Below are 22,511 nucleotides of genomic sequence, written 5' to 3' on the forward strand. Positions count from 1 at the left end.
AAAAATAGCTTGCTTCTCTAGTCGCTAGAGGATGCAGACTTAGCCTCCAAGGTTCCATGAGGCTCGAAACCAATGAGAATTAGTCCTGCTCATCAAACGCGATCTTCTTCGAATAATGGCCCCGGTTTCTGGCTGGTTGCCCTTGTTGGACTGGTCATCTGGACAGTGCTGATGTGGTTTGCCTACTACGTCTCGGATGCCGTGATTGTCTGGGTCAGCGGTAATGGACCGGCATTGGCCGAGACCGGCAAAAGCTTGATCGGCAAAGAAGCGACCGCGCTGCTGGATGTGTTCAAGCTGGACCAGGTTGCAGGTTCAGGGATAGGATTGCTGCATAGTCTGCTCGTTCCAGCACTTTGGATCATATGGGCGATCGGCGCGATAGCCATCCTTTTTCTCCGGTCTCTATTGGCTCGTATCATTGCGATTCGCGGTTCGCCACCGCGCTGACGGCTCGGTTTATACGTCTGAATTTCTTGGCGATTTCGCTGGAATTTCAGGTATACACCTGATTGCCAGTTGCGTTCGGATGGTGCGATCAGTTTTCGTTTGCGCAAAACTGGTTTATAGCCGTTCTGTTCATATTGAGGGCGATCGCGATGGAATTCTATCTTCCCACCACCACCGGAGAATGGCTTGCCTGGAGTTCTGCCGTCGTGACGGCGCTTGCCGGTCTTGTCATGCTTTTTGCGCCCGGCATTACCATGAAGCTGCTGCGGCTCCAGCCGATCAACGGTCGCCCAGAAGGTTACGGTTCCATCCGCGCAACGCTGGCGGGGCCTTATCTCGGTGTGGGACTCGGATGCCTCGTTTTCGCTCAGCCATTCCTTTGGGTCGTGTTGGGTTCCGTTTGGGGATTTGCGTTGTTCGGACGCTTTATTTCGATGATGTCGGACGCAGGCGGGCGCAAGGGCGGGCCGACAGGCGGGCGGTTCTATGGCAGTTTCGCAGCACTGGTTGAATTCATGCTTGCAGCCGGTCCACTCCTCTATGCTTTCGGCTTCGTTTCCTGACCGGAAATGGCTCGGTCCTGCACGTCAGGCGTGCAGCCCGCGTGATGGAAGGCAGCCTCGTTGTGGCGGATGCGACTTTTTTGACCGCGAAAGGCGGCAAATCTTACACAAAAGTGCCGGATTCGCGTGTTGCGAGTCCTGTTCGTCTATGCTAGACGGCAATCACATTTCGGTGTTGACGTGCTCGCGCGTCAGTGGTTTTCCGAAAACATTCAATAAAATCATCAGCTTGGTGTCCTGAACAAGATTGGGTCCCAAAAGGATGGTTTCAACGTAGAGAGCAGGTTGTTCGTGGCTGAAACGTCTTCGCTCATTTCAGGTGTCGCACAGCGTTACGCCGGATCTCTTTTCGAGCTCGCGCTCGACGCGAAATCCGTTGCAGCTGTGGAAAAAGATCTTGACCGTTTCGAGGCGCTTCTGAGCGGAAGCGAAGACCTCAAGCGGCTGATCTCCAGTCCGGTGTTTTCTTCGGAAGACCAGCTTCACGCCATCGGCGCCCTTGCCGACAAGGCGGGCATCAAGGGTCTGGTCGGAAATTTCCTGCGCGTCGTTGCGCGCAACCGCCGCCTCTTCGCGCTGCCGGGCATCATCGCCGCTTTCCGCAAGATTGCTGCCGAACATCGCGGCGAAATCTCCGCCGATGTCATCTCCGCGCACGAACTGAGTGCTGCGCAGCAGAACGAATTGAAGGCAACGCTGAAGGGCGTGGCCGGCAAGGACGTGACGATCAATGTCACCGTCGATCCGTCGATCCTCGGCGGTCTTATCGTCAAGATGGGTTCGCGTCAGATCGACACGTCCCTTCGCACTAAACTTTCTTCTCTCAAGCTTGCACTGAAAGAGGTCGGCTGATGGACATCCGCGCCGCGGAAATTTCCGCTATCCTGAAAGAGCAAATCAAGAACTTCGGCAAGGAGGCTGAGGTCTCCGAGGTCGGTCAGGTTCTGTCCGTTGGCGACGGTATCGCCCGCGTCTATGGTCTGGACAATGTTCAGGCTGGTGAAATGGTCGAATTCCCTGGCGGTATTCGCGGCATGGCGCTGAACCTTGAAAGCGACAATGTCGGCGTCGTTATCTTCGGTGCCGACCGCGACATCAAGGAAGGCGACATCGTCAAGCGTACTGGCGCGATCGTCGACGTTCCGGTCGGTCCGGAACTGCTCGGCCGCGTTGTTGACGCTCTCGGCAATCCGATCGACGGCAAGGGCCCGATCAAGGCCAAGGAACGCCGCCGCGTCGACGTCAAGGCTCCCGGCATCATCCCGCGCAAGTCGGTTCATGAACCGATGTCGACGGGTCTCAAGGCCATCGACGCCCTGATCCCGGTTGGCCGCGGCCAGCGCGAGCTGGTCATCGGTGACCGCCAGACCGGCAAGACCGCCATCATCCTCGACACCTTCCTGAACCAGAAGCCGATCCATGACAATGGTCCGGACAAGGACAAGCTGTTCTGCGTTTACGTCGCCGTCGGCCAGAAGCGTTCGACCGTTGCGCAGTTCGTGAAGGTTCTCGAAGAACGCGGCGCCCTGGAATATTCCATCGTTATCGCGGCTACCGCTTCCGATCCGGCCCCGATGCAGTATCTCGCACCGTTTGCGGGCTGCGCGATGGGCGAATATTTCCGTGACAATGGCCAGCACGCCCTCATCGGCTATGACGATCTGTCCAAGCAGGCTGTTGCTTACCGCCAGATGTCGCTTCTGCTCCGTCGTCCTCCGGGCCGCGAAGCTTATCCGGGCGACGTTTTCTACCTGCACTCCCGTCTTCTCGAGCGCGCTGCAAAGCTCAACGACGAAAACGGCGCTGGTTCGCTGACGGCTCTGCCGGTCATCGAAACGCAGGGCAACGACGTTTCGGCCTTTATTCCGACCAACGTGATCTCGATCACCGACGGCCAGATCTTCCTCGAAACCAATCTGTTCTATCAGGGTATCCGTCCGGCTGTGAACGTCGGTCTGTCGGTTTCGCGCGTTGGTTCTTCGGCTCAGATCAAGGCCATGAAGCAGGTTGCCGGTTCGATCAAGGGCGAGCTTGCCCAGTATCGCGAAATGGCTGCTTTCGCCCAGTTCGGTTCCGATCTTGACGCTGCAACGCAGCGCCTTCTGAACCGTGGTGCACGCCTGACCGAACTCCTGAAGCAGCCGCAGTTCTCGCCGCTGAAGACGGAAGAGCAGGTTGCCGTGATTTACGCCGGTGTTAACGGCTATCTCGACAAGCTTGCTGTCAACCAGGTTGGCAAGTTCGAAGAAGGCCTTCTCGCTTCGCTGCGCACTGAGCACAAGGACGTGCTCGACGGCATTCGCAACGAGAAAGCCATTACCGATGACCTCAAGGCCAAGCTCAAGGCAGCGATCGACGCGTTCGCCAAGTCTTTCGCTTGAATTTTGTGACGGGATGAACGGATGCCTTCACTAAAGGATCTGAGAAACCGTATCGCCTCGGTCAAGGCGACGCAGAAGATCACCAAGGCGATGCAGATGGTCGCCGCGGCGAAACTGCGCCGTGCCCAGGAAGCTGCGGAAGCCGCAAGGCCTTATTCGCAGCGCATGGGTGCCGTTCTCGCAAACATCGCGCAGAACGTAACCGGCGAAGATGCGCCGGCCTTGATGGCTGGTACGGGCAAGGACGACGTGCATCTGCTCGTCGTCTGCACCGCTGAACGTGGCCTTTGCGGCGGTTTCAACAGCCAGATCGCGCGTCTGGCACGCGATCATGCCCGCAAGCTCCTCGCCGAAGGCAAGACGGTCAAGATCATCACGGTCGGCAAGAAGGGCGCGGATATTCTGCGTCGCGAATTCGCCAGCCTGCTGGTCGATCATGTCGATCTGCGCGAAGTCAAGCAGCTCGCTTTTGTGCATGCCGACCAGATCGGGCACAAGATCATCAAGCTGTTCGAAGAAGGCGCGTTCGACGTCTGCACGCTGTTCTACTCCGAATTCAAGTCGGTGATCTCCCAGGTCCCGACCGCACAGCAGCTGATCCCGGCTTCGGCTGGTGACAGCGAGGGTGCGGAGACCTCAGGCGACGCGATTTACGAATACGAACCTGATCCTGCGGCGATCCTGTCGACGCTGATCCCGCGCAATATCTCGGTCCAGATTTTCCGTGCTCTTTTGGAAAATGTTGCGGGCGAGATGGGCGCGAAGATGAGCGCGATGGATAATGCGACGCGCAATGCGGGCGACATGATCAACAAGTTGTCGATCACGTATAACCGCCAGCGTCAGGCGCAGATCACCAAGGAACTGATCGAAATTATTTCGGGTGCGGAAGCGCTCTAGAGCATTTTGCAGCCAGATGGAAACATCTGGCGTCGCATAAATGCGGCGAAATAGAATTTGGTTTACCGCATGATTTTCCGAAAGGTCTGCAACTTTTCGGGATCATGCCAACGGAAGGTAAGGATCGATGGCAAAAGCAGCGACCCCGAAAACTACCGCCGCGGCCGAAGCAAAGCCAGCGGCGAAGGCGCCTGCCAAAAAAGCGGCGCCTAAGACCACCGCAGCAGCCAAGTCTGCCGCCCCCAAGGCAACAGCAGCCGGCGCAATCGGCCATGTCACGCAGGTCATCGGCGCTGTCGTCGACGTCAAGTTCCCGGAAGGCCAGCTGCCGCTGATCCTGAACGCGCTTGAAGTCGACAATCAGGGCCATCGTCTGGTTCTCGAAGTCGCCCAGCACCTCGGCGAAGACACCGTGCGCACCATCGCCATGGACGCGACCGAAGGTCTCGTTCGCGGTCAGGAAGCGCGCGACACCGGTGAACCGATCATGGTTCCGGTTGGCGTCGAAACGCTCGGCCGTATCATGAACGTCATCGGCGAGCCGGTTGACGAAGCCGGTCCGATCAAGACCACGGCAACCCGCGCCATCCACCAGAACGCTCCGGAATATATCGAGCAGTCGACGGAAGCCGAAATTCTGGTGACGGGCATCAAGGTCGTCGACCTTCTGGCTCCTTACGCCAAAGGCGGTAAGATCGGCCTCTTCGGCGGTGCGGGCGTCGGTAAGACCGTTCTCATCATGGAACTGATCAACAACGTCGCCAAGGCGCACGGCGGTTACTCCGTGTTCGCAGGCGTCGGTGAGCGTACTCGTGAAGGCAACGACCTTTACCACGAAATGATCGAATCGGGCGTGAACAAGCTCGGCGGCGGCGAAGGCTCCAAGGCTGCCCTCGTTTACGGTCAGATGAACGAGCCTCCGGGTGCGCGCGCCCGCGTTGCTCTCTCTGGTCTGACGGTTGCTGAAAACTTCCGCGACCAGGGCCAGGATGTTCTATTCTTCGTGGACAACATCTTCCGCTTCACGCAGGCAGGTTCGGAAGTGTCGGCTCTTCTCGGCCGTATTCCTTCCGCCGTGGGTTATCAGCCGACGCTGGCAACCGACATGGGCGCCATGCAGGAACGCATCACGACGACGACCAAGGGCTCGATCACCTCGGTTCAGGCCATTTACGTGCCTGCCGACGACTTGACCGACCCGGCGCCGGCAACGTCGTTTGCCCACTTGGACGCAACGACCGTTCTGTCGCGCTCGATCGCTGAAAAGGGTATCTATCCGGCCGTTGACCCGCTCGACTCCACGTCGCGCATGCTCGACCCGAAGGTCGTCGGTGAAGAACACTACGCCGTTGCCCGTCAGGTTCAGTCGGTTCTGCAGCGCTACAAGTCGCTCCAGGACATCATCGCGATCCTGGGCATGGACGAACTGTCTGAAGAAGACAAGCTCACCGTTGCCCGCGCTCGTAAGATCGAACGCTTCCTGTCGCAGCCGTTCTTCGTTGCTGAGGTCTTCACAGGTGCACCGGGCAAGCTGGTCGACCTCGCCGACACCATCAAGGGCTTCAAGGGCCTTTGCGCTGGCGATTACGATCATCTTCCGGAAGCTGCCTTCTATATGGTCGGCAGCATCGAGGAAGCTCTCGAGAAGGCCAAGAAGCTGGCAGCAGAAGCTGCTTGATGAATTGAATTTCCCGGTGGGCCGAAAGGCCCGCCGTGAAAGCCAATCATTTTGTTTAAGCATGTTCTGAAAACCGCTTTAGCTTTCGGGATCGTGCTTTTGAATTCAAGTGAGAACCATGGCTCAAGCTTTCCAATTCGAACTCGTGTCGCCTGAACGGCTCCTGCTTTCCGCGCAGGTGACGGAAGTCGTCATTCCGGGTAGCGAAGGCTATCTGACGGCTCTCGCCGGTCATTCGCCGCTGATGACGACGATCATGCCGGGTGTCGTTTCGGTGAAGCTTGCCGACGGCAAGTCCGACTCTTATGTGGTCTTCGGCGGTTTTGCTGATATCACCCCGCAGGGCTGCACCGTTCTGGCCGAATCGGCGACCCATGTGGACGATATCGATCCGGCAGATATTCAGCGCCGCATCGAACATGCCCGTAAGGCTCTGGACGACGCTTCGTCGAACGAACATCGCACCAAGGCAGAAATCTTCCTGCATCAGCTGATGACGCTTCAGGGAACGATCATGCCTGCCTGATCGGCAGTGCTCTATTGTTTTATGAGAAAAGTGGGCTTTGCCCGCTTTTTCTTTTTCAGCCCCTTATAGCGCTGAATTTGTTCGCATATCTGTCATCCAGGCGCTGGAGCATTTCGTGTTTTGATTGAAACAGCGGAGATGCTCTATCCCTTTGTTTTTGAGCATGTCTTTATTCCAAAGCCTGTTCCTGCTTTCGGGGGACATGCTCTAAAATCGGTCCAGTGGACTGATTTCCCCGCCTAGGCGCTGCCCATTTTGCTGGAAATGCTCCAAATCCCATCACGCTTGCGTGAGTTCAGGAAGTTCGCTTGAAAATAGTTCGTCGGCGATTTATCCAAATCCACAATCATTAGTTTACTAATATATAAGGCGGTTGGCATGGATACGGCAGATCTGAGAGCTGAAATGATTGATGCCATGGCAAAGGTTAATCGCAAACTTCGCACTGTCTTCGACGCACGTGTGAAAGAACGTGGCCTGACACTGGCTCGGGCACGCACCTTGCTTGCCCTGATCGAACAGGAAGGCCTCTACCAAAAGGAACTGGCGGAGGCACTGGAAATTGAGAATGCGACCATGGTGCGCTTGCTCGACGGTCTGGAGCGCCAGTCGTTTATTGAACGGCAGACAGTTCAGGGTGATCGCCGCGCCAAGCGTGTGGTGATGACGGCGGAAGGAAAGATTCTGGCTGAGCAGGTTGTGAAACTTGCTGGTGACGTTCGGGAGGATCTTCTTGAAGGCGTAAGCGATGAAGAGTTGAGCATTGCGCTCAATGTGCTCCGTAAAATGTCGGATTCGATGAACAAGACCCATTGAGCGGGCATCATTTCCAGCAATGCAATAAAGCCGGAGTTCACGCTTCGGCTTTTGTTTTAGCAATCGCATTTTCGTGAAACGGTGACTCGAAATCAGACATATCATGCCATTTTTCGGTCGCAACCAAGCGGTCAACTGGCGCCGTCATCAATCTTGAAGCAATCCTGGCGGGAGTGCGACTGATGCAGTATTTACCTCAAGCGGCTGTCGGTTTATGCGCTATTCTATCCATAATTTCGGTCCAGGCGAAGGATATGGAGGGCGGGATATGTCATGTCTATGTACGGGCTTTGAATGGCATCAACACCGATGACGGGCTGGTTTTCGATACCGGTCCCGCGACGGTCGCGGGTATCAGGACCGGTGAGCGAAAGCGGAGATCGGTGCGGGCAGGCTGAAAGTTTTTCGGCGCACGGCGGATATCACGGAGCAAGGGTGCGCAGATAAGCCATCAGTTCGCTGGCCGTATCGCTGGCCTTGTCCGGATTGCGCGAAATGATCGCCTCGATCAGCGTCGCATGCGCATTGGCCGAGCCGGATATTCCCGTCGATGGACGCAGGCGGAACCAGAAGCGGCGGCTATGGGTTTGCAAGGGGGCTGCAATACGCGCGGCGTAGGGATTGCTTGCTGCCGCACCCAGAACAATGTCGAATGCCTTGTCCGCATCGAGAAACAGCGAGACGTCTTCGGTGGGGATAGCCTGCCGCATGGCTGCAGCGGCTGCTTCAAGGCGTTCATAGTCGCGCGAACTGCCGAAACGTGCCGCATCGCGCGCCAGGACGCGCTCGACACCCTCACGGGCGTCCAGCACCTTGATGAAATCCTTCGGGTCGATGGCTGCAATGGCGATGCCCGAACGCGGACGTACTTCCACGAGACCTTCCCAGGCAAGCCTCTGGATCGCCTCGCGCATCGGTGTACGGCCCATGCCGGTCAGTTCGATCAACGTGCGCTCATTGACAACCGTTCCCGGCTCCAGTTCCAGTGTGACGATCGAGCGTTCCAGAATACGATAGGTCTGCTCGGCCAGGCTTTCGCTGCCCCAGCTGTCCATGGTCGCCAGCGGCATGTTTGCCGGGTTCCGCGTCAGCCTGTCTCGAACGTTCGTGTCTTCCATGCCTGTCCATGCCCTGTAGTTACGACGATTGACATAGTTTAATCCTATAGATATATCTCTGATATATCAATATGAGGTGATTTCGTTTGCTGACCGCTAACTTTGTCTTTGTGGCTTTTTCACGCGATGGCAAAGTTTCAGCACAGAGTCATTCCGAAAAATTGATGGACAGAACCGGGTAACCGGCATTGAAACAGTCTAGAATGTATATGCTCGAAGCATCGAAATGTCCGGCTTTTGACAAGACGATGGCAAGATAAATCCGGAGGGGAGCCGCGCAAGATGAAATCCGATCCGCAGGGTCAGCAGGATATTCTCATTATCGGCGGCGGTATTGTCGGTGTTGCAACGGCAGCCTTGCTTGCCGAGGCTGGGCGTCAGGTTCTGGTCGTCGATAGAAGCGGTATTTGTGAGGAAACCAGTTCGGGCAATGCGGCGGCGCTGGCATTTTCCGATATTCTTCCGCTGGCCTCCAAGGGCGTCATGCGCAAGGTGCCGGGCTGGCTGATGGACCCGCTTGGTCCGTTTACGATCCGTCCTTCTTATTTTCCAAAGATGGTGCCGTGGCTTTACCGGTTCTGGCGCGCAAGCAGCGCGGACGCATTGGCGAAAACCGCGATAGCACAGGCCGATATCATGCGCCTTGCAGGCAGCGAGATGATGGCGCTGATCGACCGCGCGGGCTTGCGTGACCGTCTGCGCGAGAACGGCAATCTGGAGCTTTATGAAAGCGAGGCCGAGCTTGCCGCCTCGCAGCCCGGTTGGGACGTTCGCGAACAGGCGGGCATTGCCTATGAGCACGTGCGCGGCAACCGGCTTGCCGAATTGCAGCCGGGGCTGAGCCCGCGTTTTGTTGCCGGAACTTTCGTTCCCGGCTGGAAGAATGTGAGTGATCCCAAGCTGTTCGGCAAGGCGATCTGGGCCTATGCCGAAAGCAAGGGCGCACGTTTCCTTCAGGCCCGGGTCACGAATGCAAGGCCGGGCAATGGCGGAGCGAGCGTTCGTCTCGAGGACGGGACTGAAATCAGCGCCGCGCATCTTGTGTTGATGGCAGGCGCATGGTCGCGCGATCTCGCCAAGGGTTTTGGCGATGTGGTGCCGCTCGACACGGAGCGCGGCTACAATACGACATTGCCGGTCGGCGGTTTCGACGTGAAGCGGCAGCTGACATTCCCGGGCCACGGTTTCGTGGTGACGCCCATGGAAACGGGACTGCGTGTCGGTGGTGCGGTGGAATTTGGCGGACTGGACCTGCCGCCCAATTTTGCGCGATCCGAAGCCATGTTGAAGAAAGCGTCCATGTTCCTGCCGGGGCTGCGCACCGAGGGCGGGCGGCAATGGATGGGCTACCGGCCATCCATGCCGGATTCCGTGCCGGTCATTGGCCGGGCTTCGGCGGGCGGCAATATTTACTACGGCTTCGGCCATGGCCATCTTGGCCTCACGCAATCGGCTGCGACCGGACAGCTCATCCGCGATCTCATCACCGGTTCTGCGCCTGCAATCGACATTGAACCTTTCAAGCCACAACGTTTTCGGAACTGACCATCATGGCAAGACATTCCTTCTTCTGCGTCGACGGACATACATGCGGCAATCCCGTGCGTCTGGTGGCCGGTGGCGGGCCGAACCTCGAAGGTTCGACCATGATGGAAAAGCGGGCGCATTTTCTGCGCGACTATGACTGGATCCGCACCGGCCTGATGTTCGAACCGCGCGGTCACGACATGATGTCCGGCTCCATTCTCTATCCGCCAACGCGCCCCGATTGCGACGTCGCGGTGCTGTTCATCGAGACATCCGGCTGTCTGCCGATGTGCGGTCACGGCACCATTGGAACCGTTACGATGGCGATAGAGCAGGGGCTGGTGACGCCAAAGACGCCGGGCAAGCTCAATCTCGATACGCCTGCCGGTCTGGTAGCAATCGAATATGAGCAGAACGGCCAGTATGTCGAGCGCGTGCGTCTGACTAATGTTCCGGCTTTCCTTTATGCCGAAGGACTCGAAGTTGAATGCCCTGACCTTGGAAGCATCAAGGTCGATGTGGCTTATGGCGGCAATTTCTATGCTATCGTCGAGCCGCAAGAAAATTACACGGACATGGAAGATTATTCCGCGCTGCAGTTGATCGCGTGGAGCCCGATCCTGCGTGAGCGGCTGAATGAGAAGTACAAGTTCGAGCATCCGCAGCTGCCCGATATCAATCGTTTGAGCCACATTTTGTGGACCGGGAAGCCGAAACATCCGGAAGCGCATGCCCGCAACGCAGTTTTCTACGGCGACAAGGCAATCGACCGTTCGCCGTGCGGAACCGGTACGTCTGCACGCATGGCACAATTGGCCGCCAAGGGTAAATTAAGGCCCGGCGATGAGTTCGTGCATGAATCCATCATCGGGTCGCTTTTCCATGGCCGCGTGGAGCGTGCGACGGAAGTGGCAGGCCAGGACCGCACATTACCAGCGATTATCCCTTCAATTGCAGGCTGGGCGCGCATGACGGGATATAATACGATCTTCATCGACGACCGCGATCCCTTTGCGCATGGGTTCACGGTCGCGTAAAGTGGGTACGGTCGGCGTTTTTAGCGCCGACTCCCAATTTTTTGGCTTTCGGGCCATGCAAAAAATGTGGAATAAGGCGTCCTGGGTAGGAGAAAAGAACATATACAGGACGTTTAGTAGGGGACATAACTAGTTTGTGGAGGAATGATGCCTTTAGTCTTTTGTCTGAGACAAAAGGGGGTTGCATTCCTCTATACAGCCGTTAGGTGTAAATAGCCGGGAGAAAATGAAGGCGCACGAAATAAAGATGCGTCAAAAAATCCCGGGCGGTAAAATGGGTGGCTTCTCGATGGAATATTTCTTCCAGCAGGTGATCAACGGGCTCGCGCTCGGCTCGATCTATGGCCTGATCGCCATCGGTTACACGATGGTCTATGGCATTATCGGCATGATCAACTTTGCTCATGGCGATGTCTTCATGCTCGGTGCCTTCATGGCGCTGATTGTTTTTCTCATCATCACAACCTTTATTGGGGCATTGCCAATTGCGCTGATGCTTCTTCTGATGATGATCGTCGCCATGTTGCTGACGGGGTTGTGGAGCTGGACGATCGAGCGCGTGGCCTACCGGCCGCTGCGTGGTTCGTTCCGCCTCGCACCGCTGATCACGGCTATCGGCATGTCGATTGCCTTGTCGAATTTCGTTCAGGTGACGCAGGGGCCGCGCAACAAGCCGGTGCCTCAGCTGTTGAACGGTTCCTACAATATCTTTGGCACCAATGTGACGATTTCGCTGAAGCAGATCGTGGTCATCGTGGTGACGGCGGTGCTGCTGACGATCTTCTGGTATATCGTCAATCGCACCTCGCTTGGTCGCGCGCAGCGTGCCTGTGAGCAGGATCGCAAGATGGCGGCGCTTCTCGGCATCAATGTCGACCGTGTCATTTCGCTCACCTTCGTGATGGGGGCGATGCTCGCGGCGGTGGCCGGTACGCTCTATCTTTCCTTCTATGGCGTGATTTCCTTTGCCGACGGTTTCATCCCTGGCGTCAAGGCGTTCACGGCGGCTGTTCTGGGCGGCATCGGATCGCTGCCGGGGGCTGTGGTTGGTGGGTTGCTCATCGGTCTCATCGAGGCATTGTGGTCGGCGTATTTCTCGATCGACTACAAGGACGTTGCTGCGTTCTCGATCCTCGCCATCGTGCTGATCTTCATGCCGTCCGGCATTCTTGGCCGACCTGAAGTCGAAAAGGTTTAATCATGGCTGCACAGTCGAGTTCACGCCCGGATTCCCTTTTTGGCCGGGCCATTCGTGAAGGGTTCTTCGCCGGTCTTCTGGCTCTGGGCCTCTTCTGCCTCATCATCGGTTTCAAGACCGATCAGAACATCAATAATGAACTGGTGCTGCAACAGCGCTGGGGTGCGTTGGCCGTTATCGTCGTAATTGCTGCCATTGGCCGCTTTCTGTTCGTCGCTTTCGCTCAACCCTGGCTGGAAGCGCGCAAGCTTGCCAAGAGCAAGCAGCAGACCGTTTCGGTCGAAAGCCCGTCTTTCGTGCGCCGCAATTTTTCGCGTCTTGGCGTTGCGTTTCTTTTCGTTTACCCGATCCTGATTGTCGGCTTTCTCGGCTGGCAGGGGTCGCTCAAATGGGTCGACAATTTCGGCGTCCAGATTCTCATCTATGTGATGCTGGCCTGGGGCCTCAACATCGTGGTAGGCCTCGCCGGTCTTCTCGATCTGGGTTATGTGGCCTTCTATGCCGTCGGTGCTTATTCCTATGCGCTGCTGTCGGCCTATTTCGGCCTGTCCTTCTGGATGCTGCTGCCTATAGCCGGTATTCTCGCCGCGACTTGGGGCGTCATTCTTGGCTTTCCAGTCTTGCGTCTGCGCGGCGATTATCTTGCCATTGTGACACTGGCTTTCGGTGAAATCATCCGCCTGGTTCTCATCAACTGGACCGATGTCACCCGCGGCACATTCGGTGTTTCCGGTATTGCCAAGGCAACCTTCTTCGGCCTGCCTTTCAATGCCAGCAAGGACGGTTTTGCTGCGCATTTCGGTCTCACCTTCTCAGCGGCACACTACAAGTTCTTCCTCTATTACGTCATCCTTCTGCTTGCCCTGCTGACGGCCTGGGTCACCATCCGTCTGCGTCGTATGCCAGTTGGCCGCGCATGGGAAGCGTTGCGTGAAGACGAAATCGCCTGCCGTTCGCTCGGCATCAACACGACCACCACCAAGCTCACGGCCTTTGCCACGGGCGCGATGTTCGGTGGTTTTGCCGGTTCCTTCTTTGCGGCACGTCAGGGCTTCGTCAGCCCTGAATCCTTCGTGTTCCTCGAATCCGCCGTCATTCTCGCCATCGTCGTACTTGGCGGCATGGGGTCGCTGGTCGGTATCGCCATTGCTGCGATTGTCATGATCGGCGGCACGGAAATCCTGCGCGAAATGAGCTTCCTGAAAGCAATTTTCGGGCCGGATTTCACACCGGAACTCTACCGTATGCTCATCTTCGGTATCGCCATGGTGGTGGTCATGGTCTGGAAGCCGCGTGGTTTCGTCGGAAGTCGAGAACCCAGTGCCTTCCTGCATGAGAAGAAGATGGTGTCAGGTGCCTTTACCAAGGAAGGGCACGGCTGATGGCGGAGATAAGCACTATGTCTGGCACTGCGTCTGCTAAAACCGAATTGGGTAACACTAAGAAAGACACGATCCTTCAGGTCGAGCATCTGTCGATGCGCTTTGGCGGTCTCGTCGCCATCAACGATCTGAGCTTCAACGTGAAGCGAGGGGATATCACGGCGATCATCGGCCCCAACGGTGCAGGTAAGACCACGGTTTTCAACTGCATCACCGGCTTCTACAAGCCGACAGGCGGCATGTTGACGATGAACAGGAAGACGGGCGACAAGTTCCTGCTGGAGCGCCTGCCCGATTTCCAGATCACCAAGCAGGCCAAGGTGGCGCGTACTTTCCAGAACATCCGCCTGTTTTCGGGGCTTACCGTTCTGGAAAACCTGCTGGTCGCGCAGCACAACACGCTGATGCGCTCGTCGGGCTATACGATCCTCGGCCTTCTCGGTCTGCCGGGTTACAAGTCGGCAGCCAGGGAAGCCATCGAGAAGGCGCGCTTCTGGCTGGAAAAGATCAATCTGATCGGCCGTGCTGACGATCCGGCAGGTGATTTGCCCTATGGCGATCAACGCCGTCTGGAAATAGCCCGTGCCATGTGCACCGAGCCGGAAATCCTCTGCCTCGACGAACCGGCTGCCGGCCTCAATCCGCGTGAATCGGCAGAGCTCAACAAGCTTCTGCTCGACATTCGCGAGGAAACCGGCACGTCGATCCTGCTGATCGAGCATGACATGTCGGTGGTCATGGAAATCTCCGATCATGTGATCGTGCTGGAATATGGCACCAAGATTTCCGATGGTGCGCCGGAAGAGGTCAAGAACGATCCGCGCGTTATCGCCGCCTATCTCGGCGTCGATGACGAGGAGATCGCGGAACTGATCGAAGAGGCCGACAAGCCAGGCGTTGCCGATCCGGCACATCTGGTCGCCGCGCAGCTCGCCGAGGAAGCCATCGAGGAAGAAATTGCCGAAGAGACGGGCGAAGCACCGTCAGGAAGCGCTTCGCTCGCAGGCGGTCTGGCGGCGGCACGCGGCGGCAAGGCCGATAATCTGACTCTCATCAAGGGCATCGGCGCGGTCAACGAAAAGAAGCTTCACGAACACGGTATCTATCATTTTGATCAGATCGCCGCCTGGAGTGAAGCGGATATCGTGGAAGCTGAAACCTATCTGGAATTCGACGGGCGTATCGCGCGCGAAGACTGGGTCGGGCAGGCCAGGCAGCTCGCTGCCGGTCAGGCGACCGAGTTCTCCGAACGCGTTGAATCGGGTGATGTACCGACGAGCCACAAGACTGCTCCCGCAAAGGCCAAGGGTGGAGCTGCAAAAGGCAGCGCGAAAAGCGCCAAGGCTCCCGCGAAGCCCAAGAAGGGAGGCGAATGATGCAGGCTGAAACCATGCAGAAAAAGCAACCGCTTCTGGCCGTCGAGAAGGTCGAGACCTATTACGGCAATATTTGCGCCCTCAAGGGCATCGATCTCACCGTCGACGAGGGCGAGATCGTGGCGTTGATCGGCGCCAACGGCGCCGGTAAATCGACGCTTATGATGACGATCTTCGGTTCGCCGAAGGCACGTACCGGCCGCATTCTCTTCAATGGCAAGGATATTACATCCATGCCGCCGCACGAGATTGCCAAGCTGCGCATTGCGCAGTCGCCGGAAGGCCGCCGCATTTTTCCGCGGATGACGGTTCTGGAAAATCTCCAGATGGGCGCAAGCCTCGATAATCAGCAATATTTCGAGGAAGACGTAAAGCTGATGTTCGACCTGTTCCCGCGCCTGAAGGAACGCATGAGCCAGCGTGGCGGTACGCTTTCAGGCGGCGAACAGCAGATGCTGGCGATCGCCCGTGCTTTGATGGCGCGTCCGAAACTTCTGCTTCTGGATGAACCGTCGCTTGGTTTGGCCCCACTGATCGTGAAGCAGATTTTCGAGGCGATCAAGGAATTGAACCGCACACAGGGGCTGACGGTGTTTCTGGTTGAACAGAACGCATTCGGTGCGTTGAAGCTCGCAGACCGCGGTTATGTGATGGTCAACGGCTCGATCACCATGAGCGGCGCTGGCCGCGAATTGCTGGCCGATCCGGAAGTCCGCGCTGCCTATCTCGAAGGCGGAAGGCACTAGGAGGAAATCATGCAGGGTATTCTCTACGAAGAATCGTCGTTCTGGCTGTTTTTCCTCATCACCTGTCTGCTGGGCGGCTGGGCCGCCTGGATGACGGGGCGTGCCTGCGCTTCGACGTGGCGCACCTATCCGCAGCTTCTGCTCTATCTCATTCCTTTGGGCGCAGCCGTGCGGTTTATCCATTATGCGCTGTTTGAGGGCACGCTGCTTTCGCTGCACTACTATCTGGTTGATGTGATTGTACTGATGATCATAGGCACGGTCGGCTTCCGCTACACACGCACCAAGCAAATGGTGCGGCAATATAGCTGGCTTTATGAAAAAGCTTCGCCTCTCAACTGGAAGGCAAAATGATTTTAAAGCTTCGCCGTCATGCGGCGGAGCTTTTTTACTGGATCACGTTGAAAGTAATAAGATTCAGCGTAGATATTGCTGAGTAATCAGCAAGAAAATAAGACGATGCAAAAATCGTATCGGGGTAAATACAATGATGGGAGTTTCAACAATGAAGAAATCGCTTTTCTCAGGCGTTGCTCTTGCAGCGGTTATGGCTTTCGGGGGCTCGGCGTGGGCTGACGTACTCGTCGGTATTGGCGTTCCAGTGACGGGGCCAAATGCTGTTTACGGCGCGCAGATCCAGAAAGGTGCTGAAGCCGCGATCAAGGAAGTCAATGACGCAGGCGGCATCAACGGCGAGAAGATTGCCATTACCGTAGGCGATGACGTGTCCGATCCCAAGCAGGGAATTTCGGTCGCCAACAAGTTCGCCGCCGATGGTGTCAAGTTCGTTATCGGACACTTCAATTCCGGTGTTACGATTCCTGCATCGCAGGTCTATGCCGAGAATGGCATTCTCGAAATATCGCCAGGCGCAACCAACCCGCAGTATACCGAACAAGGCCTTTGGAACACATTCCGCACCTGCGGTCGTGATGACCAGCAGGGCATTGTTGCTGGTCAGTACATCTTCGATCATTTCAAGGATGCGAAGATCGCCGTTATTCATGACAAGACCCCCTATGGTCAGGGCCTTGCCGACGAAACCAAGAAGAAGCTCAACGAACTTGGTGCCAAAGAAACGATCTACGAAGGTGTGAACGTTGGTGAAAAGGACTTCTCTGCCCTGATTGCCAAGCTCAAGCAGGCTGGAGTGACAGTCGTTTACTGGGGTGGTCTGCATGCTGAAGCCGGACTTATCATCCGCCAGATGGCCGATCAGGGCGTGAAGGCCCAGTTCATCTCGGGCGATGGCATCGTGTCGAACGAACTGGCCTCAATCGCAGGCCCGGCTGTGGAAGGTACACTCAACACCTTCGGTCCCGATCCACGCAACAACCCGGACAATGCCGAACTGGTGAAAAAGTTCCGTGATGCCGGTTTCGAGCCGGAAGCCTATACGCTTTATTCCTATGCTGCCGTTCAGTCACTTGCCCAGGCCGCCAAGGCTGCAGGCAGTAACGATCCGCAGGAAGTCGCTAAGGCTATGAAGGAAAAAGGGCCGTTCAAAACCGTGCTCGGCGACCTGTCCTATGATGAGAAGGGCGATCCCAAGCTGCCGGGCTACGTCATGTACAAGTGGGAAAAGGGCGCCGACGGAAAATATACTTACGTTCAGCAGTAAGTTTCGTTTATATTCTTTCCCGACTAATGGAAATGCCCGGCTTTGCACCGGGCATTTTCGTTTTCACGCTTCCGCTCCGCATAAAGTCATGCGAAAAAAGCAAGATATAGAAGAAATCATTACTTTACTTTTCCATTAGTCGTGATTGTATCTAGTTTGATGGTTAGACATAGGGAGATTCTCTGTGTCTGCTGTCGCGTTCTGGTGGGAGGACCAGTTTCAATGCGGGCAGTTTCAAGCCCGATTGCGTTTCTGGGGCTGACGCAATCTCCCATTCGAATAACAGGTTTATGCGACGGCTTAGGTGTCTCTGTTCATGCCTGCAAAAATGGCGGTTATCTGATCTGGTCAGGTCGCTGCTCTGAATAACTATTTTGACGCGTATTCCGAAAACCGTTTCAAGCTTTCGGCATGCGTTTTAGTGGGAGCAACTGAAATGAAGAAATCCTTATTCTGCGGCGTTTGCCTTTCTGCACTGGTTACGATGAGCGGCGTATCCTTTGCCGACATCCAACTCGGCGTCGGCGCACCGTTGACCGGCAGCCAGGCAGCTTTCGGTGAGCAGATCAAGCGCGGTGTCGAAGCGGCAGTCGCAGAAGCTAATGCCAATGGTGGCATGAACGGCGAGAAAATCACCATCGTTTATGGCGACGACGCTGCCGACCCGAAGCAGGGCATTTCTGTTGCAAACAAGTTCGTAGGCGATGGCGTTCAGTTTGTCATCGGGCACTTCAATTCCGGAGTCAGCATCCCGACTTCGGATATCTATGCTGAAAACGGCGTGCTGATGATCGCGCCCGGCACCACAAACCCGACCTTTACCGAGCGGGAACTGTGGAACACGTTCCGCACCTGCCGCCGCGATGACAAGCAGGGCATCGTTGCGGGCAAGTACATGGCCGACAATTACAAGGACGGCAAGGTTGCCATCCTGCACGACAAGACGCCCTATGGTCAGGGCCTTGCCGACGAAACCAAGAAGTCGCTCAACGATAACGGCATGAAGGAAACGCTTTATGAAGGCGTGAACCAGGGCGACAAGGATTTCTCGGCGCTGATTTCCAAGATGAAGGCCGCAGGCATCACCGCCGTTTACTGGGGCGGTATGCACCCGGAAGCCGGTCTTCTGATCCGCCAGATGGCCGACCAGGGCCTCAAGGCGCAGTTCATTTCGGGTGACGGCATCGTGTCGAACGAACTGGCCTCGATTGCCGGTGATGCTGTGGGCGGCGTCATGAACACTTTCGGTCCCGATCCACGTGACGACGAGGCCAATGCAGAGCTGATCAAGGCTTTCCGTGACAAGGGCTTTGAGCCGGAAGCCTACACCTTCTACGCCTATGCCGGTGTGCAGTCGCTGGTCAATGCCGCCAATGTGGCTGGCAACAACGACCCGCAGGAAGTCGCCACCGCGATGAAGGAAAAGGGTCCGTTCAAGACGGTACTCGGCGATATCTCCTTCGATGCGAAGGGCGATCCGAGCTTGTCGCCCTATGTCATGTTCGAATGGCGCAAGGGTGAAGACGGCAAGTATAATTACTTCCAGAAGTAAAATTGCCTCATATATTAGCATAAAGTGCTACAAAATTCATCAATCTGCCCGGCATTTAGCCGGGCATTTTGTTTTTATCTCCCGGTTGCACAGTTTGTTTGCGCTTGTGTCTATTGCAGGTTAAGCAATGGCGCCTTTGTCATAGCAGTTAGGGAGATCTGCCTTGTCTTTCGCCCCAAAGCCTATCCGGAAAATTCTGGTCGCCAACCGATCTGAAATCGCAATCCGCGTATTCCGCGCCGCCAATGAGCTGGGCCTCAAAACGGTGGCTATATGGGCCGAGGAAGACAAACTTTCCCTGCATCGCTTCAAGGCCGATGAAAGCTATCAGGTCGGTCGCGGGCCTCATCTGGACCACGATCTTGGCCCGATTGAAAGCTATCTTTCCATTGACGAGATTATCCGCGTCGCCAAGCTTTCGGGTACCGATGCAATCCACCCCGGCTACGGCCTTCTGTCGGAGAGCCCGGAATTTGCCGAGGCTTGTGCAGAAAATGGTATTATCTTCATCGGGCCGAAGCCGGAGACCATGCGCCGCCTTGGCAACAAGGTTGCAGCACGCAATCTGGCTATCGAAATCGGCGTGCCGGTAGTTCCGGCCACTGATCCGCTTCCTGATGATATGGAAGAGGTGAAGAAGCTTGCGGCAGAAATCGGCTATCCGCTGATGCTGAAGGCGAGCTGGGGCGGTGGCGGTCGCGGCATGCGCGCCATCCGCGCCGAAGCCGATCTTGCCCGCGAAGTCACGGAAGCCAAGCGTGAGGCCAAGGCGGCATTCGGCAAGGATGAGGTCTATCTCGAAAAGCTGATTGAACGTGCGCGCCATGTCGAAGTGCAGATATTGGGCGACACCCATGGCAATGCGGTCCATCTTTTCGAGCGTGACTGCTCCATCCAACGGCGAAACCAGAAAGTCGTGGAGCGGGCGCCGGCACCTTATCTCGATGACGTGCAGCGTCAGGAGCTGGCAAGCTATGGCCTGAAGATTGCCCATGCCACAGATTATATCGGCGCGGGTACAGTCGAGTTTCTCATGGATGCCGATAGCGGCAAGTTCTATTTCATCGAGGTCAACCCGCGTATTCAGGTCGAGCACACCGTTACCGAACAGGTGACCGGTATCGATATCGTCAAGGCGCAGATCCATATCCTCGAAGGCTTTGCTATCGGCACACCGGAATCGGGCGTGCCGCGCCAGGAAGACATTCGCCTCAATGGCCATGCGCTTCAGTGCCGTATCACCACGGAAGACCCCGAACAGAACTTCATTCCTGATTACGGACGCATTCAGGCCTATCGCTCGGCATCGGGTTTTGGCATCCGTCTGGATGGCGGTACGGCCTATTCGGGTGCGTTCATCACCCGCTATTACGATCCGTTGCTGGTCAAGGTGACCGCCTCAGGCGCAACGCCTCTGGAAGCCATTCGCCGAATGGATCGCGCCTTACGTGAATTCCGCATCCGCGGTGTGGCGACGAATCTTACCTTCCTCGAAGCGATCATCAATCATCCGAAGTTTCAGGCAAACGACTACACGACGCGCTTCATCGACACGACGCCGGAGCTATTTGAGCAGGTCAAGCGACAGGATCGCGCCACCAAGCTTTTGACCTATATTGCCGACGTGACGGTCAACGGCCATCCCGAGACCAAGGGGCGTGCAAAGCCGGCTAAGGATGCCGCCAAGCCGCGTGTGCCGTGGTTCGGCACCAAGCCGGTCGCCGATGGCACCAAGCAGCGTCTGGATCAGCTTGGGCCGAAGAAATTTGCGGAATGGGTGCGCAACGAAAAGCGTGCGCTGATTACCGACACGACCATGCGTGACGGCCATCAGTCGCTACTGGCGACGCGTATGCGCACTTACGACATTGCCCGCATTGCCAATTCCTATGCGCAGGCACTGCCGAACCTGTTCTCGCTGGAATGCTGGGGCGGCGCGACCTTCGACGTCTCCATGCGTTTTCTCACCGAAGACCCGTGGGAGCGTCTGGCACTGGTGCGCGAAGGGGCGCCCAATCTCCTGTTGCAGATGCTTCTGCGCGGAGCCAACGGGGTTGGCTACAAATCCTATCCCGACAATGTGGTGAAGCATTTCGTGCGTGAGGCGGCACGCGGCGGCATTGATCTGTTCCGCGTTTTCGACAGTCTCAACTGGGTAGAGAACATGCGCGTGTCGATGGACGCGGTGCTGGAGGAAAACAAGCTCTGCGAAGCGGCTATCTGCTACACGGGCGATATCCTCAATCCTGAACGCGCCAAATATGATCTCAAATATTACGTCAATCTGGCGAAGGAAGTTGAAAAAGCTGGCGCGCATATCATTGCGGTGAAGGATATGGCGGGGCTTTTGAAGCCTGCCGCAGCCCGCGCCCTGTTCAAGGCGCTGCGCGAAGAAACCGATCTGCCGATCCATTTCCATACGCATGATACGTCGGGCATTTCGGCGGCGACCGTTCTTGCCGCGATCGATGCGGGCGTGGATGTGGTCGATGCGGCGATGGATGCGCTGTCCGGCAACACATCGCAGCCTTGCCTTGGTTCCATCGTTGAGGCGCTGCACGGTTCAGAACGCGATCCGGGCCTCGATCCGGATTCGATCCGCCGCATCTCCTTCTACTGGGAAGCCGTACGCAACCAGTATGCGGCCTTCGAAAGCGACCTCAAGGGACCGGCTTCCGAAGTTTACCTGCATGAAATGCCGGGTGGCCAGTTCACCAATCTGAAGGAGCAGGCCCGTTCGCTGGGGCTTGAAACCCGCTGGCACGAGGTGGCGCAGGCCTATGCCGATGTGAACCGCATGTTCGGCGATATCGTCAAGGTCACGCCATCCTCCAAGGTTGTGGGCGACATGGCACTGATGATGGTCAGTCAGGATCTGACGGTTGCCGACGTCGAAAACCCGGCAAAGGACATTGCTTTCCCGGATTCCGTGGTGTCGATGATGCGCGGCGATCTTGGCCAGCCGCCATCGGGATGGCCGAAGGCGCTTCAGAAAAAGATTCTGAAGGGCGAAGAGCCGTTTACCGTGCGTCCTGGTGCCCTGCTGGAACCTGCTGATCTGAACGCCGAGCGTGAAGGCTTCGAGGAGACCGTCGATCGCAAGATTTCCGATCAGGAGTTCGCGTCGGCGCTGATGTATCCGAAGGTCTTCACCGATTATGCATCCGCGCAGGAAACCTACGGCCCAACAAGCGTTCTGCCAACACCGGTCTATTTCTATGGCCTGAAGCCGGAAGAAGAAGTCTTCGTCGATCTGGAACGCGGCAAGACGCTGGTGATCGTCAATCAGGCGATGAGCGAGACCGACGAGAAGGGCATGGTGACCGTGTTCTTCGAGCTGAACGGTCAGCCACGACGCATCAAGGTGCCGAACCGCGCCAAAGGCGCTTCCGGCGGTGTCCGTCGCAAGGTAGAAGCCGGGAACGACCGCCAAGTCGGCGCGCCGATGCCGGGCGTTGTCTCCACGGTTGCTGTTGCGACCGGCCAGACGGTTACGCAGGGAGACGTTCTGCTTTCCATCGAAGCGATGAAGATGGAAACGGCTATCCATGCCGAACGCGACGGCACGATAGCAGAAGTGCTGGTGCGCCCCGGAGAGCAGATCGATGCCAAGGATCTTTTGGTCGTCTATTCGGAATAG

Annotated in this window: 20 protein-coding genes; 19 read left to right on the top strand and 1 reads right to left on the bottom strand. The window is 56.8% G+C overall.

Annotation, left to right across the window (positions count from 1 at the left end):
- Positions 1 to 72: 72 nt before the first annotated feature.
- The 9 genes from JNC70_RS16595 to JNC70_RS16635 all read left to right on the top strand — a co-directional run bounded on the left by JNC70_RS16595 (position 73) and on the right by JNC70_RS16635 (position 7,712).
- The gene (locus JNC70_RS16595) at positions 73 to 450 is read left to right on the top strand and encodes a hypothetical protein (RefSeq protein ID WP_104756539.1); all 378 of its coding nucleotides are present in this window, start codon (positions 73 to 75) and stop codon (positions 448 to 450) included.
- Positions 451 to 599: 149 nt separating this feature from the next.
- Positions 600 to 1,013, top strand: a complete 414-nt coding sequence (locus JNC70_RS16600) for an AGROH133_08824 family phage infection protein (protein WP_104756540.1) — start codon at positions 600 to 602, stop codon at positions 1,011 to 1,013.
- Positions 1,014 to 1,304: 291 nt separating this feature from the next.
- Positions 1,305 to 1,865: a F0F1 ATP synthase subunit delta gene (locus JNC70_RS16605; RefSeq protein WP_104756567.1), complete on the top strand. Its 561-nt coding sequence runs from the start codon at positions 1,305 to 1,307 to the stop codon at positions 1,863 to 1,865.
- Positions 1,865 to 3,394, top strand: coding sequence for a F0F1 ATP synthase subunit alpha (gene atpA, locus JNC70_RS16610; protein WP_104756541.1), 1,530 nt, complete (start codon positions 1,865 to 1,867; stop codon positions 3,392 to 3,394). Before JNC70_RS16605 ends, atpA begins: the two co-directional genes overlap by 1 nt.
- Before the next feature lie 21 nt (positions 3,395 to 3,415).
- The gene (locus JNC70_RS16615; RefSeq protein ID WP_104756542.1) at positions 3,416 to 4,294 is read left to right on the top strand and encodes a F0F1 ATP synthase subunit gamma; all 879 of its coding nucleotides are present in this window, start codon (positions 3,416 to 3,418) and stop codon (positions 4,292 to 4,294) included.
- Between the two features lie 127 nt (positions 4,295 to 4,421).
- Positions 4,422 to 5,972: a F0F1 ATP synthase subunit beta gene (gene atpD, locus JNC70_RS16620; protein ID WP_104756543.1), complete on the top strand. Its 1,551-nt coding sequence runs from the start codon at positions 4,422 to 4,424 to the stop codon at positions 5,970 to 5,972.
- A gap of 118 nt (positions 5,973 to 6,090) precedes the next feature.
- Positions 6,091 to 6,498, top strand: a complete 408-nt coding sequence (locus JNC70_RS16625; RefSeq protein WP_010661464.1) for a F0F1 ATP synthase subunit epsilon — start codon at positions 6,091 to 6,093, stop codon at positions 6,496 to 6,498.
- A 378-nt stretch (positions 6,499 to 6,876) separates the two neighbouring features.
- A complete protein-coding gene (locus JNC70_RS16630; RefSeq protein WP_104756544.1) occupies positions 6,877 to 7,314 on the top strand; it encodes a MarR family winged helix-turn-helix transcriptional regulator in 438 nt (145 codons plus the stop codon).
- A 182-nt stretch (positions 7,315 to 7,496) separates the two neighbouring features.
- Positions 7,497 to 7,712, top strand: a complete 216-nt coding sequence (locus tag JNC70_RS16635; RefSeq protein ID WP_104756545.1) for a hypothetical protein — start codon at positions 7,497 to 7,499, stop codon at positions 7,710 to 7,712.
- 24 nt (positions 7,713 to 7,736) lie between these two features.
- Here the strand turns inward: JNC70_RS16635 and JNC70_RS16640 are convergent, their stop codons facing one another.
- On the bottom strand, positions 7,737 to 8,432 hold the full coding sequence (locus JNC70_RS16640) for a GntR family transcriptional regulator (protein WP_104756546.1): 696 nt from the start codon (positions 8,430 to 8,432) through the stop codon (positions 7,737 to 7,739).
- A 282-nt stretch (positions 8,433 to 8,714) separates the two neighbouring features.
- Here JNC70_RS16640 and JNC70_RS16645 point away from each other — a divergent pair, with 282 nt between their 5' ends.
- The 10 genes from JNC70_RS16645 (at position 8,715) to pyc (ending at position 22,511) form a co-directional block, all read left to right on the top strand.
- Positions 8,715 to 9,977: an NAD(P)/FAD-dependent oxidoreductase gene (locus JNC70_RS16645; RefSeq protein ID WP_104756547.1), complete on the top strand. Its 1,263-nt coding sequence runs from the start codon at positions 8,715 to 8,717 to the stop codon at positions 9,975 to 9,977.
- Positions 9,978 to 9,982: 5 nt separating this feature from the next.
- On the top strand, positions 9,983 to 10,996 hold the full coding sequence (locus JNC70_RS16650; RefSeq protein ID WP_104756548.1) for a 4-hydroxyproline epimerase: 1,014 nt from the start codon (positions 9,983 to 9,985) through the stop codon (positions 10,994 to 10,996).
- A 289-nt stretch (positions 10,997 to 11,285) separates the two neighbouring features.
- Positions 11,286 to 12,194, top strand: coding sequence for a branched-chain amino acid ABC transporter permease (locus JNC70_RS16655; protein WP_104756568.1), 909 nt, complete (start codon positions 11,286 to 11,288; stop codon positions 12,192 to 12,194).
- Between the two features lie 2 nt (positions 12,195 to 12,196).
- Positions 12,197 to 13,576 carry a high-affinity branched-chain amino acid ABC transporter permease LivM gene (gene livM, locus JNC70_RS16660; protein WP_104756549.1) on the top strand — a complete coding sequence of 460 codons (1,380 nt, stop codon included), beginning with the start codon at positions 12,197 to 12,199 and terminating at the stop codon, positions 13,574 to 13,576.
- Positions 13,576 to 14,952: an ATP-binding cassette domain-containing protein gene (locus JNC70_RS16665; RefSeq protein ID WP_374788728.1), complete on the top strand. Its 1,377-nt coding sequence runs from the start codon at positions 13,576 to 13,578 to the stop codon at positions 14,950 to 14,952. Before livM ends, JNC70_RS16665 begins: the two co-directional genes overlap by 1 nt.
- On the top strand, positions 14,952 to 15,698 hold the full coding sequence (locus JNC70_RS16670) for an ABC transporter ATP-binding protein (protein WP_104756551.1): 747 nt from the start codon (positions 14,952 to 14,954) through the stop codon (positions 15,696 to 15,698). Before JNC70_RS16665 ends, JNC70_RS16670 begins: the two co-directional genes overlap by 1 nt.
- Before the next feature lie 9 nt (positions 15,699 to 15,707).
- Positions 15,708 to 16,052, top strand: coding sequence for a DUF6867 family protein (locus JNC70_RS16675; protein ID WP_104756552.1), 345 nt, complete (start codon positions 15,708 to 15,710; stop codon positions 16,050 to 16,052).
- Between the two features lie 151 nt (positions 16,053 to 16,203).
- Positions 16,204 to 17,319 carry a branched-chain amino acid ABC transporter substrate-binding protein gene (locus JNC70_RS16680; RefSeq protein ID WP_104756553.1) on the top strand — a complete coding sequence of 372 codons (1,116 nt, stop codon included), beginning with the start codon at positions 16,204 to 16,206 and terminating at the stop codon, positions 17,317 to 17,319.
- Between the two features lie 436 nt (positions 17,320 to 17,755).
- Positions 17,756 to 18,871 (top strand): branched-chain amino acid ABC transporter substrate-binding protein, encoded by a 1,116-nt coding sequence (locus JNC70_RS16685; protein ID WP_104756554.1) that lies wholly within the window; start codon positions 17,756 to 17,758, stop codon positions 18,869 to 18,871.
- Between the two features lie 163 nt (positions 18,872 to 19,034).
- Positions 19,035 to 22,511, top strand: coding sequence for a pyruvate carboxylase (gene pyc, locus JNC70_RS16690; RefSeq protein ID WP_104756555.1), 3,477 nt, complete (start codon positions 19,035 to 19,037; stop codon positions 22,509 to 22,511).

Source organism: Brucella oryzae (assembly GCF_041929965.1).
Taxonomy (GTDB): Bacteria; Pseudomonadota; Alphaproteobacteria; order Rhizobiales; family Rhizobiaceae; genus Brucella; species Brucella oryzae.

Excerpts from the sequence above, each read along its gene's own strand:
- JNC70_RS16675 (WP_104756552.1), top strand. The coding sequence starts at position 15,708 with ATGCAGGGTATTCTCTACGAAGAATCGTCGTTCTGGCTGTTTTTCCTC.
- JNC70_RS16625 (WP_010661464.1), top strand. The coding sequence starts at position 6,091 with ATGGCTCAAGCTTTCCAATTCGAACTCGTGTCGCCTGAACGGCTCCTG.
- atpA (WP_104756541.1), top strand. The coding sequence starts at position 1,865 with ATGGACATCCGCGCCGCGGAAATTTCCGCTATCCTGAAAGAGCAAATC.
- JNC70_RS16680 (WP_104756553.1), top strand. The coding sequence starts at position 16,204 with ATGAAGAAATCGCTTTTCTCAGGCGTTGCTCTTGCAGCGGTTATGGCT.
- JNC70_RS16595 (WP_104756539.1), top strand. The coding sequence starts at position 73 with ATGAGAATTAGTCCTGCTCATCAAACGCGATCTTCTTCGAATAATGGC.
- JNC70_RS16685 (WP_104756554.1), top strand. The coding sequence starts at position 17,756 with ATGAAGAAATCCTTATTCTGCGGCGTTTGCCTTTCTGCACTGGTTACG.
- JNC70_RS16670 (WP_104756551.1), top strand. The coding sequence starts at position 14,952 with ATGCAGGCTGAAACCATGCAGAAAAAGCAACCGCTTCTGGCCGTCGAG.
- JNC70_RS16645 (WP_104756547.1), top strand. The coding sequence starts at position 8,715 with ATGAAATCCGATCCGCAGGGTCAGCAGGATATTCTCATTATCGGCGGC.
- JNC70_RS16635 (WP_104756545.1), top strand. The coding sequence starts at position 7,497 with ATGCAGTATTTACCTCAAGCGGCTGTCGGTTTATGCGCTATTCTATCC.
- JNC70_RS16650 (WP_104756548.1), top strand. The coding sequence starts at position 9,983 with ATGGCAAGACATTCCTTCTTCTGCGTCGACGGACATACATGCGGCAAT.
- JNC70_RS16640 (WP_104756546.1), bottom strand. The coding sequence starts at position 8,432 with ATGGAAGACACGAACGTTCGAGACAGGCTGACGCGGAACCCGGCAAAC.
- JNC70_RS16665 (WP_374788728.1), top strand. The coding sequence starts at position 13,576 with ATGGCGGAGATAAGCACTATGTCTGGCACTGCGTCTGCTAAAACCGAA.
- JNC70_RS16655 (WP_104756568.1), top strand. The coding sequence starts at position 11,286 with ATGGAATATTTCTTCCAGCAGGTGATCAACGGGCTCGCGCTCGGCTCG.
- livM (WP_104756549.1), top strand. The coding sequence starts at position 12,197 with ATGGCTGCACAGTCGAGTTCACGCCCGGATTCCCTTTTTGGCCGGGCC.
- JNC70_RS16630 (WP_104756544.1), top strand. The coding sequence starts at position 6,877 with ATGGATACGGCAGATCTGAGAGCTGAAATGATTGATGCCATGGCAAAG.
- JNC70_RS16615 (WP_104756542.1), top strand. The coding sequence starts at position 3,416 with ATGCCTTCACTAAAGGATCTGAGAAACCGTATCGCCTCGGTCAAGGCG.
- atpD (WP_104756543.1), top strand. The coding sequence starts at position 4,422 with ATGGCAAAAGCAGCGACCCCGAAAACTACCGCCGCGGCCGAAGCAAAG.
- JNC70_RS16600 (WP_104756540.1), top strand. The coding sequence starts at position 600 with ATGGAATTCTATCTTCCCACCACCACCGGAGAATGGCTTGCCTGGAGT.